The organism is Flavobacterium hydrocarbonoxydans, from assembly GCF_009789235.1.
In the GTDB taxonomy this organism is placed as follows: domain Bacteria; phylum Bacteroidota; class Bacteroidia; order Flavobacteriales; family Flavobacteriaceae; genus Flavobacterium; species Flavobacterium hydrocarbonoxydans.
This window is the reverse complement of sequence record NZ_WSTB01000003.1, coordinates 250,721-264,608: the sequence shown is the minus strand read 5'-3', so window position 1 is coordinate 264,608 and position 13,888 is coordinate 250,721. Positions and strand designations below refer to the sequence as shown.

The window sequence follows — 13,888 nt, the reverse complement described above, 5'->3', positions numbered from 1 at the left end:
GTTTATGTGCCAAATTTTTAACAGCTCAGCAAGTAATTAATATTTAAATTTGAGAATATATTTAAAGTTTGTTAATTTAAAATATTTACTATGGAAAAAGCTATACAACTAAAAATCCGAAAGGAGTTAAATGGTCAACAACAGCTGAATATTATTAAATTAAAAGGCTGTTTGATTTCTAAAGGTTATACTGAAATTATTCATATTCTTGATAAAGACGAAGAGTTTCATATCAATTCGTTTGCAACTCCTAAGGAAACAAAAAATGAGGTTCAGGAATTTATTACAACTTTCATCAATCAACAACACCTGGAAGATACCATAAGCCTTTACAGATAAATAATGGCTAATAATGGTTTTTAATTTTATTAAAAAAAAACAATACAGTAAACTTGGTTTTCTTAGTTAAGAAAGACGTTGTTTGCTGTATTTTTTTTTATTTTTATTGTGTTGTTTTACAGTTAGATAGCTTCAGGTTTTAAAGTCTTCTTAATCAGTATCATCAGGTTTGTAATAACGTTTTTTTGGCTTAGTGTTATTTTTAATTTTATACCATAAGTGTTTGTTTGTCTATTTTGCTTATAGCATTTTGCTTAGATACCTGAAATAAACGAATATTGATTATGACTCAAACTTTTGCTTTATTTAAAATAAAATTTCTGTTCTTTGTAATATGAATTTCTTAAAGAATGATTCAGTAAATATTAAGTGAAATTCTTTAGAAAACAATATTAGTCTGAACATTGAGTTAAGACTAGTTAGTATGTTTACGTTATGGACAACAAAAAGTTTATTTTAAGTTTAAAAAAAGGGAAAGAAGCTTCTTTCAGAGAGGCGTATCTCACTTACTACGATAAACTGATAAGCATTGCCAGACGATTCAATTTTACAGTTTTGACCCCACAGGACTTTGTTCAGGAAACTTTTTTAAGACTCTATAATAAAAGGGAATTACTTAATGAAGACGTTTTATTTGATAAACAATTGTTTACCATCTGCAAAAATATCATCATCAATCACCTTAACAGAGAAAATAAAATCATTCAGCTTGATCCTTTGCAGTTTGACGCTCAGGAAGAAGAAACGGATACCGGAATTTTTGAAGAAAGAAGAGAAATACTACATAACTTTATCGATCAGCTTCCGGAACAACAACAAAAAATATTTACTTTACACAAACTGGAAAACCTTAGCTATAAGGAGATTGCAGCAATTACAGATCTTTCTGAAAAGACAATTGCCAATCATATTTATCTCGCCAGTAAATTTATTCGAAAAAAAATCGAAGAGCATTAGGAACTTTTGTGTTCTCGTTTGTTATAGATATAAACGAAGACATAAAGATGAAGATCGAATCGTATAAAACAGATGTTACAACCCAGGAAGAGGCAAGTTTTATTGTAGTACTTCTGCAGTTTGTTATATCTGATTGTATCATGAATTTTGATCTGGAAGATTCGAACCATATTCTAAGAATAGAGACCAACAGAGAGATTAAAGAAATGGTGTATGGTGTTTTTAATAAGCAGGGATTTTATTGTCAGAAACTTTAACACTCCAAAATCATGGATGAAAAAAATATAGAAAAAGAATTAAAAAAAATATGGGAGGAAAAACCCATTTCGCATTCGGATGACGAGAAAGAAGCTTCGTGGGCAGCATTTCAGGCGAAAGCTTTTCCTCCACAAAAGAAATCTTTTAAAATCTGGCGTTATGCAGCTGCGGCATCTGTTTTGGTTTTTATGGGAATTGGCGCTCAGCTGTTTTTTAACAGAGGTCCATTAGAGGATACAATTTACCTTTCTTCAAATGTTATTGAAAATAGAACTATAAAAATAAAAACGGTTATCCTTCCGGATAGCTCAAAAGTAGATTTGAGTCCGAATTCTAAAATAAAGTATGCGAATAATTTCGAAAGCAACCGAAAAATTGAAGTAGAAGGTGAGGCGTATTTTAAAGTAAAAAAAGATAAAAAACATCCTTTTCAGGTTTTTTGTAATGAAACCACCACCACCGTATTAGGAACCTCTTTTACCGTAACCGGACAAGAAAAAAATGGTGTAATGGTGCAGCTTTACGAAGGAAGCGTTCAGATGAATGTGAAAAACCAGAAGCAAACCTGGATTTTGAAACCCGGTGATAAATTTATTTATGGAAATAAAACGGCTCTAGTTACAGAATTCAGCAGATTTGTAGATTTTGAAAATGAAAATTTAAGTGTCCTGAGTGCTTATATCGAGTCGAATTATGGTTATAAAGTTATTATTCCGCAAGAATATAGTAATCAGAGAATTACAGTTCGCATCAATAAAAAAGAAGAGTTAAAAACAATTATCCAATTAATAGCAGAAATGTATAACCTAAATGTCGAAATAAATGAAAAATTAAAACAGATAACTTTTCAATAAAAAAAAGAAAAGGATGTCCTAGCCGCGAAACTAAACATCCTTCCTATAGTAAGGGTAGTATAAAACTATCCATTTAATAATTATCAAAAATACAAAAATTCATGAAGCATATAATTTCAGCATGCTTTTTTTTACTCAGTTGGGGTGTGTTTTCACAAAACATCAACGTAACGGTAGATAAAACGGTAACATTAAAAGAATTCTTTAAGCAAATAGAAAGTCAGACTGATTTTAAATTTGCCTTTACAGATCAGGTTGATACAGGCCAAAAATATTTCACCCAAAAAAACACTTATAAAAATATCGAAATAAAGGCGCTTATCAGCGAACTTAATAAGAACAATTCGATTCAGTTTTCAATCGTAGGCAATAATATTTTTGTTAAGCAAAAAACGATTAAAACAACCAAAAAAAAAAATAAGGTAACCGGGCAGGTTCTGGATGATACCAATCAGATGGTTATTGGTGCCAATGTTTTTGTAAAAGAACTCGGAAAAGGAGCAACGACGGATAAAAACGGAATGTTTTCATTAGAATTGGACAAAGGAACCTATACCATCTTGATTAGTTATGTAGGTTATAAAAATACGGCAAAGCAAATTACAGTTTCTGATGATATCAGAATCGATTTTAACATGGAAGCAGATAGCCAGCAGCTGGAACAGGTAATTATAACCAACACCAAAGCTGTGGACGTAAGAAATACACAAATGAGTGTTAATAAGCTTACTATGGAAGATATCAAGAGAATTCCTGTTGCTATGGGAGAGCCAGATCCTCTAAAATCGTTATTAACATTGCCGGGAGTTACTAATGCTGGGGAACTTTCTTCGGGTTTTAATGTTCGTGGTGGTGCCGCTGATCAGAATTTGATACTTTTAGACGGTGCTCCTGTCTATGGTGATTCTCACATGTTTGGATTTTTCTCTGTTTTTAATGCCGATATGATTAGTGGGCTGGAATTATACAAAGGAGGTATTCCGTCTAAATTCGGAGGCCGTGTGTCCTCTGTTCTGGATGTAAGCCAGCAAACCGGAGACTTTGAAAATTATAAAGTAAATGGTGGTATTGGTTTGATTTCGAGCCGTTTGTTGGTACAAGGGCCTATCAAAAAAGAAAAAGGGTCTTTTATTATTGCGGGACGAACTTCGTATGCACATTTATTTTTAAAACTGGCAGACAACAAAAATTCGGCTATGTTTTATGATATTAATGCTAAACTAAATTATCGTCTGGGCGTGAATAATACGTTGTCTTTTTCCGGATATTTAGGAAATGATATTTTTAAGATTAATGATCGTTTTTCCAGTACCTACGGAAATACAATGGGAATCCTGAGCTGGAAGCATAAATTTTCGGATAATTTAAATACCAATTTAGCAGTTTTTTATAGCGATTATAATTTTAACCTCGGAATTCAGGCAGAAGATTTCGAATGGGATAATACTATTAAAACCTATGGTCTTAAGTACAGCTGGAATCATACGGTATCAGAAAAACTGAAACTCAACTACGGAGTTGACGGTCAATATTATGATTTTAATCCCGGAACTGTACAGCCTACGAGTTCAGATTCGCAGTTTAATTACAAACAACTGGATAAAAAATATGCTTTTGAGTCTTCGGTTTATCTGGATTTCGAGCATCAGCTTTCAGAAAAACTAAACCTTAGATACGGACTTCGTTATAGTATGTTTTATCGTTTAGGTGGCGAGAATATTAACACTTACGAAAACGGACAGGCAGTAGTATATAATCCGTTATATCATATTTATCAAGAAGGTACTCCAACAGGAAGTATATCGTATAAAAGCGGAGAAACCATCAGTAAATTTAATAATCTGGAACCGCGTGCCGCATTATCGTATGCTTTTAATGACAATACCTCTGTAAAAGCAAGTTACAACAGAATGGCGCAATATATTCATATTTTGTCGAACACTCAGTCTCCATTACCTATGAGTATCTGGACGCCAAGCGGACCTTTTACAAAACCACAAATGCTGGATCAATATGCGGCAGGATATTTTCAGAATTTTAAGGATGGTGATTATTCTTTTGAAGGAGAATTATTTTATAAAAAGATTCAGAATCGTATTGATTATATTGATGGAGCAGATATTTTGGCAAACAATAATATTGAACAGGTTATTTTAAATGGTAAAGCCAGATCGTACGGTATGGAATTATTATTTAGAAAAAACTCCGGAAATTTTACAGGATGGGTGGCTTATACTTTATCCAGAGCCGAACAAAAAACACCGGGCAGAACTCCCGAAGAACCAGGAATAGCAAATGGCGACTGGTATTTGTCAGGATACGATAAGTTGCATAATTTGAATATAGTAGGAAGTTATGAATACAATCCTAAATGGTCTTTTAATGCTAATTTTTCATTACAATCAGGTCAGCCGGTAACATACGCCAATCAATATTATGAATTTGGAAATATCAAAGTGCCTAATTTTTCTTTAAGAAATGAAAACAGGCTGCCTCTTTTTCATCACTTGGATCTGGCGGCAACTTATACGCCTAAACCAGATAAAAAGAAAGGCTGGCAAAGCTATTGGGTATTTAGTATTTATAATGTTTACAACAGAAAAAATGCTGCTTCTATGACATTTGCAACAAATGAAGACACAGGAGCAAATGAAACCAGAAGACTGTCTATTTTTGGGATAGTACCTGGTATTTCTTATAATTTTAAATTTTAATGAACATGCAAAGAATGGTAAACAAGAATATAAAAAACAAAGCACTGTTTGTATTTAGTATCCTTTTTGTACTGCTGTTTTCGTCTTGCGAAGATGTAGTGAATCTGGATTTGGAAACAGGAGAAACTAAACTAGTAATAGATGCTGAAATTATTTGGCTAAAAGGAACTTCAGGCAATGAGCAAGTTATTAAAATAAGTAAAACAGCTCCTTATTACGACAATGTTACACCCAAAGTATCTGGAGCACAGGTAAGAATTGAGAACAGTGATGGTGAGGTTTTTACTTTTAATGAAACCGAACCAGGCTCTTATGTATGCACGAATTTTGTTCCTGTAGTAAATACAGATTACACGCTGTATGTAGAGGCAGAGGGGCAAAGTTTTACAGCTTCTGAAAGACTGATATCTTCAACATCAATTGAAAGAGTCGAACAAAATATTGTTCCGGATTTTGGTGGAGAGGACCAAATTGAGCTTACCTTTTATTATAAAGATCCGGCAAATGAGGTCAATTATTATCTTACAGATTATCAAAGTGATTTTCTGCTTTTCCCTGAATATGAGCTTACAGATGATGAATTATTTAATGGGAATGAAATAAGTACGCGATTCTCAGATGATGACGATATGGAATCTGGAGATACGGTTGTGATTACACATCGTGGAATTTCTAAAAACTTTCATAATTATATGAATCTAATTTTAGAAGTGTACGGAGGAAGTCCTTTTTCTATTCCTCCAGGTAACATTAGAGGTAATATCGTAAACACCAGCGATTCCAATAATTATGCCTTCGGTTATTTCAGACTTTGTGAAGCAGATAAAGTTTCGTATTTGGTTAAATAAAAATTAGGTTTTTAGAATTGATTTGTTGGTACATCTGGCATTTAAATTATAAATGTCAGATGTATATTTTAAAAAAAAAATTATAAAATCGTTTTGAGATTCTGTATCAATTCCCCCATACTATTGGGTTTTGTTAGCAGAATTACTTTTCTTGTACTGATAACTAATTCATACAAAGACGCCTGAGAATAAGACGAATAAATAACTACAGTAATATTGGCCAGATTGTGCGTGTTAGCAATTTCATCCAGGAATTGATTCCCGTTCAAATGCGGCATCTGCATGTCTAGAAATATAAAGTCAGGCAATGTTGCGCTGCTTTTTAAATTATCTAATGCTGTTAAAGAATTATTGTAAATTTCAATTTCAATATCCTGATTCAATGATTTTATGGCTTCAGAAAAGATTTCTGCATCATCAGGGTCGTCGTCAATGAGTAAAATTGTCTGCTTTTTCATATTACAAAAATAGCACAGCCAACACGTTTCATTTTATTTAATTTACTTTATACATTATATAATTATCCTGTATTGGTAATAAATATTGGCTATAAATATGTCACTCCGCTGGAGTTTTAATTTAGAAATGCTAGTGTTATATTTATAGAAAAATCAAATGTACGTCCTGCAAAACTCCATCGGGCTGAAATGTAATAACCAAATCACGTTTTTGTTAATACATTAAAAATCTTTAATTTAGTTGTCTTTATTTTTTTTTTGAAAAAGTTAAGGTGTAAAAAAAACAATTATGAGTTGATTTTTATAGATTTGTAAAATCTTAATTATCTCAAAAAAATAGATTGAGAAACAATTATAAAACTAAAAACAATGAAATCTGTTACTTCAATACTTTTATTTTTAATGTTCGTCAGTTCCAACTCGTACTCGCAATTGAGTTCGGACAAAATTTTCGAAAGTTTCAAACAAGGAGAGCGTACAAATTGTTCTTCCATAGCATTTATTAAAGCTTCTTTAAATGTTTACGGATTAGATAATCTATTTGTTACAGAAATATTAAGCGATAGTTTATATAAAATAACTTTAAAAAATAATGCTTCATTTAATCTGAACAAAGAGGAGTTGGATAAAGCAAAATTTTCTGCTGATTTTGTTTTTATTAAAGACAATTGCGAAAGCGAGAGAATAACGGAATATGCAGTCCTGACCTATGCAGTGATGGCAAAATACAAGCAAATTATAGATAAGAAAGCCACTTTTGACAAAGCCTTAGAGGATTTAGAAGATGGCGAAGTATATACGCCAACTATTTATAAGTATTTAGGATTCAAAGAAGGTAAAGAAATACAAAAACTGAAACGTGAATCAGGAAGTGAATTTTGTGGCGTTGTAGCGTGGTCAACAGCACATGCCGTTTTTGTATGCGAAGATTTTATGGACTATTACGGAAATAAAAAAAGTATATGGATAAAATATCCGGGACGTTTTAGAATAATTAAGTCATAAGAAGAAGCTCAAAAGTATTCCTTAATTTTTAATACCTAAAAAAAGGAGTACAAGTAATAGTGCTTTTTAAATATTGATTGTGGTTTTTTGCTTACAATAACGATTCGGTATTATGTTATTGATAATTATATTTAAAAAAAGAAATCAATAAAGTTGCAATTTAAGTTAATTTATATATTTTTGCTTCACTAACAACCAATTACACTAAAAAAATGAAGAGCAACATTATTTTATTAAGTATCCTTTTCTTCTTGACAACTGGTGCTATTTCTGCACAGGCAAAAAATGCACCAAGAAGTATTATCAGCACAACAGCTCTAATTCGCAAATACCATGATCAAAAAGAATTGAGTGGTATGCAAAAAGGAGAACTTTTGGAATTATACATTGAGCGTATCAAAGTTTTAGTTAAGACTTTACCTTACATCGCTTTGGTTACTAAACCAGGTGTTACAATGGCAGATTTGGGTATTCCAGACGACAACGAACACAAAAAAGTATTAGATGCTCAGGCTATTGGAACTTCTACATTTTTAGATACAACAGTTGATTTTCAAAGAAAAATGATGCCTTACTCAGATAAAGGAAATCTGATTGCAGCGATTTTATTTTACGAAGGAACATTAAAATCATTACACGAATTCAATGACTTGAATGAAATGTAATTCGATTACAGAATATTTTAAAACCTCCAAAGTCTTTAGATTTTGGAGGTTTTTTTATGGGTGAAAATCGGTTTTAATAATTGATTAAGTTTTTAATTTAGCTTCCTTTCAGTAAATTAATACTTACCGTGGCGATATCAGCATCTGGAAATCGTTTAAAAAATGTTTTATCAGGAAATAATCCGGCCTGAGCAGCAACAGTATTAAATACATCAATCTCTACAATATACTGATCAGAAAAACCATGTGTGGCATCATAAGCTGTTGCGGGCGTTTTTCCTAAATTACCTGCAGCCAGTTTTGGATTGATAGTGTGTAATTCAATCAGAAGCAAACCGAATTTACGTACATAAGGCGACCATTTTTGTAAATGTTCCAGGAGATTATCTTCTACCAGATTATTACTAATTCTTTTTCCTCTGTAAGCAAATGCGCCGGTAGAATTACTAATTCTGTTTTTGTCGATGTGTTGCGGATCTTCCCAAATTCGGTTATGATCCAGAAAGGTTCTCACGTTAAGTAAATCTTTCAGGTCTATATTGTAATTTTCCTTTAAATCATTCGAAAGCAAATCGGGTCTTCCAATATCTCCCCAAATTACCTTTGCCCAAATATCAGCCTTTATAAGATTTGCTCTGGTTACTTTAAGTGCGGCTTGATTGTAATCGGCACCCACCAGAAATAACGGATATTCATCCAGCATTTTTCCTCTTAAAGTTTGTCTGTCAATGACTTCAAAAATGTGTTGGAGGAAAGCACCGTTACCACAACCCATATCCAGGATTCCTTTTGGCTGTTCTTCAATTGGCAGATTAAAGAGCTTAACGATAATTTCATCAATCACTTTAAAATAGGTATCGTGTGCACCGCCGCTTCCCCATACGTTCATTTCACGATCCACATGAATTTCGTTTTCGCCATCAGCTATCATTCTTAAAACTTCGGGATCACCAAAAATTAATTCTTCAATTCTGGCAAATGTTGGCAAATAAGAAACCGTAACGCCATAGGCACTGGCTCTCTTAGCAAAAAATAAACCTACTTCGGTAAATTGATAATTACCGCTTTTTTCGAGAAACCATTCAAGATGCACAAAAAAGTCTAATATTTTTTTAAAATTTTCCGGTGATTTATGAAACTCTTCAGGCCTGAAAGAAGTCTCCATAAAATATTTATGAAACATTCCGTTCATTGCAAGACGTACTATTGTGGGACCTATCAAATAACCCTCTATATGTTTTAAAATCTGCTCCTGAAGCGTATTTTTCAGTATATCTTCTGAGGGTTTGAGTCCGTATTTATTTTTATATTTTTCAAAAATAAGATTGAGTTTTTCAAAAGGAGCCTCTTCAAATTGTCGTGGATGGAATTGGATGGAAAATTGAAGCAATTCCACAACATCTTCGTAGAGATAGAACATAGAAAAGGCAATTTCAGTTTTTTCATTTACCGAAATTGTAATTTCCTGTGTCTGATTATCGACTTCATACTCCAGAAAACCCTGCGAAGCCAAAATCCTCAAGCCTACATTCAGATAGCCTTCATTTGTTTTAAAAACAGATACAAGTTCAGATAGCTGCAGTTTTTTTTTATTCAGAATAAAATCTAAAACGTCATATTTTTTCAGCGCTATTGCTACAGGAGCAACAGCTAATCCGTCCAGATGTCTGAAAATGGAACTTCGGAGTTGTGATTTATCGGCCATAGTAACAGAATGATTGTCTGTTAAAAATAGTGATTTTTTTAATGGTTAACGCATTCGTTTTGACGTATTTTTCCTAATTTCCATTATTAATAAACTCTGAAGGCGACATCGAAAAGCTTTTCTGAAAGTTTCGGCTGAAGCTGGATTGCGAATTATAACCCACTATTTCAGAAATTTCATAGACTTTGTATTTACCGGAAAGCAATAATTCGGCAGCTTTTTTCAAACGGGCATTGTTTATCAGTTCGTTTGGACTTAAATTAGAAATATCCTTTATTTTTCGGTATAAAGTAGAGCGGCTCATGTGCAGAATATCAGCTAACGATTCGACACTTAAATTGGTATCCGCCATATTCTGATCTATGATAGCCTCTAGTTTTTTTATGAACTCTTCATCTATTTTATTATGAGCAATCGATTTTAGGTGTGACAAAGGCGAATTGGCGTAATATTCCATCACGTGGCGTCTATTGGCTAATAAATTATCGATTTGAGCCAAAATAAAATCCATCGAAAATGGTTTGGAAATATACGCATCAGCACCCGATTCTAATCCCTGAATTCTGGATTGTATCGCACTCAGTGCTGTGAGTAAAATGACCGGAATATGACTCGTTTCAATATTCGATTTAATACGGTCGCACAATTCAATTCCATCCATAACAGGCATCGTAATATCGCTGATTACAATATGTATGGTTTCGTTATGAATTACTTTTAGGGCTTCTTCGCCGTTGGTGGCTTTAAAAATTCTATATTCTTTTCCGAGTTCTTTGCTCATAAAATTAAGCAGCTCCAGATTATCCTCGACAATCAGTATTTGTGTTTTGGTGTTTTTGGCAATGATTTCATTTTCGAATTCTTCATTGCTTTCTTTGACGGCTGTTTCGGAAATATCTTTATACAGATGAAATTCACTTTCCTGACGAAGCGGCAGCTGCAAAACAAACGTATTCATCGTATCGTCTAAAAACTGCAATTTCAAAGTCCCGTTGTGTAATTCCGTCAACGAATGGGCGAGTGACAAACCAATTCCGGTACCCGTTTGCGTTCCCGAACCCAAAATTCTGAAAAAAGGTTCGAAAATTTTACTTTTAAGACCTTTTGGAATTAAATTTCCATCATTCTTTACGATAAATTCCAGAGAAGTTTCATCTCTAAACATGGTAATAATTACTTCCTTTTCGGCGTATTTTATAGCATTACTGATTAGATTACTCAGAATTTTTCTAATGGCTTCTTCATCAACAAAAGCATAAATATTTTTTTCTCCTAATTCCAGTTTCAAATGAATGTTTTTTTCTTCAATCAAAGGAGTAAATTCAGATTGTAATTGTCTGACCAATACCGATATATTGGTTTCAACAAAAGTCAGTCCCAAACCTTCCATTTCTGTCTTTCTGAAATCCAGTAATTCGTTAACCAAATTCAGCAGGCGAGAGGTGTTTTTCTCCATTATTGTTAAATTCGGGATGATTTCCGGAGATTCGTAAGTCCTTTTCAGCAAACTTTCCAGCGGACTTTTGATTAAAGTTAAAGGCGTTCGGATTTCATGCGCGACATTGGTAAAAAACTCAATTTTGGCGTGATAGATTTCTTTTTCTTTCTCGTTATTAAGGTTTGCTATTTTTTGATTGTTTTCCTTAACATTCATGGCATGATACCTGCGTAGAAGCCAGTAAAGACAGCCTGCTATTAATAAAAAGTAAATAAAAAACGCATAATTACTTGCCCAGAACGGAGGCGAAATGGTAATTTTTATAGTCGCTTCTTTGCTCCATATTCCGTTGGCACTTAATGATTTTACTCTAAATTTATAGTCTCCCGATGGAAGTTCTGTAAAAAATACTTTATTGTTTTTATTCAGATAAACCCAGTCATCGCTTATACCGTCTAATTTGTACCAATATTGCGTAAGTTCAGGGGCAGTATAGCTTAACGAAGCAAAATCAATATTAAAATTAGACTGGTGATTTTTTAAAGTGATTTTTTTGATGTACGAAATAGATTCATCCAGCGGTGAATCTTCCTCATTTACAATGACATCCTGATTGTTTATTTGAAGCCCTGTGATAAAAATTGGAGCATTGTATTTATAGGTGCCAAAGTTTTTTGGATTAAAACTAATCATCCCGTTGAGATTTCCAAAATACATATCGCCATTAGAATCCTCAAAAGCCGAGCTGTAATTAAACTGATCACTCAGTAATCCGTTTGAAGTCGTAAAAATTTTAACGGACTTCGTTTTATAATTAAATTTAACCAATCCTTTTGAAGTTGTAATACATAAATTCTGTTTCGAATCCTGTAAAATACTATATATTACGTTGCTTGGAAAACCATCTTTAGTGGTAAATTTTCTGAATTCTTTTTTTCGGTAATCAAAAAGGTTTAAGCCGTTTTCGGTAGCGATCCACAAGTTGTTTTGCTCGTCCTGAAAAATAGAAGTTATAAAATCATTACTGATGCTTTTATCATTATTAAAATCATGTCTGTAAACTACTTTTTCCTTGGTTTTTGTATTGTAGAAAAACAATCCGTCACGATAGGAACCTGCCCATAAATTACCGTTTTTGTCTTTAAACATGCAGGTAAAATGAGTGCTTTCGGAAAAAAAATCGCAAATTTTAAAACTATCATTTATTTCATCATACAAATAGATTCCCACAGAGGTAACGACGTATAATTTCTTGTCGGGAGTTTCATAAAAAGTAACAATGAAATCACTTTTAAAATTACTCGATGTATGGTCATAATGTTTGATTACTTGACCGGAATTGGCATCCATTACATCCAGTCCGTGTTCAAAAGTTCCTATCCAGATTTTATCTTTTCTGGGTAAAACGCCGTGAATATTATAAAAAGAAAGTCCAGATTTTGTTCCGTTTGGCTGAAAATTTACAAATTTCTTCGTTTTTAGATTAAATTTATTTATTCCGGCATCTTCCGTACCAATCCAGAGATTTCCTTTATCATCTTTATGAATTTCACGAACGGCGCTTCCTACGATGGCATTTTCGCTTTTACGGGGAAAATATTTTTTAAACTGATCGTATTGTTTCTGATGGTAATTTACGCCACCAAAATAGGTTCCGATCCAGACCCCATTTTCTTTATCAATCGTAATACAATAAGCAGCATTATCTGAAATGGCGTAGGGATCACTGGCACTTTTGCGTAAATTTTTGGTCGTTTTGTTTTTTAAATCATAAATCGAAACACCGGATTCACTGGCAATCCATAATTCGTTTTCGTTCTTTTTTTTAAATTGTCTGACAAAAATAGGCCTATCAGTTCCGTTAATAAAAGGAGACGTTCTTCCGGTTGAAACATCATATTGGTAAACGCCATGATCTCTGGTGCCAATTAAAACGGAATGAGCATCTAACGAATAAATAACGGATATGGAGAAAGTACTGTTAGGCAACTGCACCTTGATTTTATCAAAACTTTGAGTTGCTTCAGAATAGCGGTACAAATCATCGTAAGAAGAAACCCAAATTACACCATTTTTATCACAAGTAATAGAAGTAGCATAAAAGGAATTTCTGCCATCGAACATCTTGGTTTCTTTGGTATCAACATTATATTTGATTAATGTTCCAATAGAAATGAACCATAAATTATTCTTCTGATCATTTTCAATATCATTGATACGATTATTAATGGCTTCGTTTATAAAAGTAAATTTCTCTAATTTTTTGTCATACGAATACAATCCTTTATCAGTTCCTACCCAAATATAATTTTTGAATTCATGAAGCGACTGGATATAATTTATTCCTAAGGATGTTTTTGGGTTTGCCCCGCTTCGGAATGTTTTGAAATGATAACCATCAAAACGATTCAAACCATCTTTGGTACCAAACCATAAAAATCCGTCTTTGTCCTGAATAGATGCCAAAACAGAATTGTTTGACATTCCGTTTTCTACTTTATAATGCTTAAAATAATATTCCTGACTAGAAAGGGTAGTTGACAAAAACAAGAGACAAAATAATGTCCCTATTTTAAAAAAACTTTGCATGTATATGTTTTGAATTAAATTTTTATAAAAATAACTTCTCCAATTGTGTCATAAGTAC

Annotated in this window: 11 protein-coding genes; 8 read left to right on the top strand and 3 right to left on the bottom strand. The window is 32.9% G+C overall.

The window, feature by feature from the left end; genetic code table 11:
- Positions 1 to 90 precede the first annotated feature (90 nt).
- The 6 genes from GON26_RS07005 to GON26_RS06980 all read left to right on the top strand — a co-directional run bounded on the left by GON26_RS07005 (position 91) and on the right by GON26_RS06980 (position 5,970).
- The gene (locus GON26_RS07005) at positions 91 to 339 is read left to right on the top strand and encodes a hypothetical protein (RefSeq protein WP_160374028.1); all 249 of its coding nucleotides are present in this window, start codon (positions 91 to 93) and stop codon (positions 337 to 339) included.
- A 435-nt stretch (positions 340 to 774) separates the two neighbouring features.
- Positions 775 to 1,296 carry an RNA polymerase sigma factor gene (locus tag GON26_RS07000; RefSeq protein WP_160374027.1) on the top strand — a complete coding sequence of 174 codons (522 nt, stop codon included), beginning with the start codon at positions 775 to 777 and terminating at the stop codon, positions 1,294 to 1,296.
- Between the two features lie 47 nt (positions 1,297 to 1,343).
- Positions 1,344 to 1,553 carry a hypothetical protein gene (locus GON26_RS06995; RefSeq protein ID WP_160374026.1) on the top strand — a complete coding sequence of 70 codons (210 nt, stop codon included), beginning with the start codon at positions 1,344 to 1,346 and terminating at the stop codon, positions 1,551 to 1,553.
- A gap of 12 nt (positions 1,554 to 1,565) precedes the next feature.
- On the top strand, positions 1,566 to 2,408 hold the full coding sequence (locus GON26_RS06990; RefSeq protein WP_160374025.1) for a FecR family protein: 843 nt from the start codon (positions 1,566 to 1,568) through the stop codon (positions 2,406 to 2,408).
- A 101-nt stretch (positions 2,409 to 2,509) separates the two neighbouring features.
- On the top strand, positions 2,510 to 5,122 hold the full coding sequence (locus GON26_RS06985; RefSeq protein ID WP_160374024.1) for a TonB-dependent receptor: 2,613 nt from the start codon (positions 2,510 to 2,512) through the stop codon (positions 5,120 to 5,122).
- A gap of 5 nt (positions 5,123 to 5,127) precedes the next feature.
- Complete coding sequence (locus GON26_RS06980) at positions 5,128 to 5,970, top strand: DUF4249 domain-containing protein (protein WP_230407904.1); 843 nt, start codon at positions 5,128 to 5,130, stop codon at positions 5,968 to 5,970.
- Positions 5,971 to 6,050: 80 nt separating this feature from the next.
- Here GON26_RS06980 and GON26_RS06975 read toward each other — a convergent pair whose 3' ends face one another.
- On the bottom strand, positions 6,051 to 6,428 hold the full coding sequence (locus tag GON26_RS06975; protein ID WP_160374022.1) for a response regulator: 378 nt from the start codon (positions 6,426 to 6,428) through the stop codon (positions 6,051 to 6,053).
- Between the two features lie 369 nt (positions 6,429 to 6,797).
- Here GON26_RS06975 and GON26_RS06970 point away from each other — a divergent pair, with 369 nt between their 5' ends.
- Both GON26_RS06970 and GON26_RS06965 read left to right on the top strand, forming a co-directional pair.
- The gene (locus GON26_RS06970; RefSeq protein WP_160374021.1) at positions 6,798 to 7,433 is read left to right on the top strand and encodes a hypothetical protein; all 636 of its coding nucleotides are present in this window, start codon (positions 6,798 to 6,800) and stop codon (positions 7,431 to 7,433) included.
- A 212-nt stretch (positions 7,434 to 7,645) separates the two neighbouring features.
- Positions 7,646 to 8,098: a hypothetical protein gene (locus tag GON26_RS06965; RefSeq protein ID WP_160374020.1), complete on the top strand. Its 453-nt coding sequence runs from the start codon at positions 7,646 to 7,648 to the stop codon at positions 8,096 to 8,098.
- A 97-nt stretch (positions 8,099 to 8,195) separates the two neighbouring features.
- Here the strand turns inward: GON26_RS06965 and GON26_RS06960 are convergent, their stop codons facing one another.
- Both GON26_RS06960 and GON26_RS06955 read right to left on the bottom strand, forming a co-directional pair.
- Positions 8,196 to 9,803 (bottom strand): class I SAM-dependent methyltransferase, encoded by a 1,608-nt coding sequence (locus tag GON26_RS06960; RefSeq protein WP_160374019.1) that lies wholly within the window; start codon positions 9,801 to 9,803, stop codon positions 8,196 to 8,198.
- A 73-nt stretch (positions 9,804 to 9,876) separates the two neighbouring features.
- Entirely contained in the window at positions 9,877 to 13,830 is a 3,954-nt protein-coding gene (locus tag GON26_RS06955; protein WP_160374018.1) for a hybrid sensor histidine kinase/response regulator transcription factor, read from the bottom strand.
- Between the last annotated feature and the right edge of the window lie 58 nt (positions 13,831 to 13,888).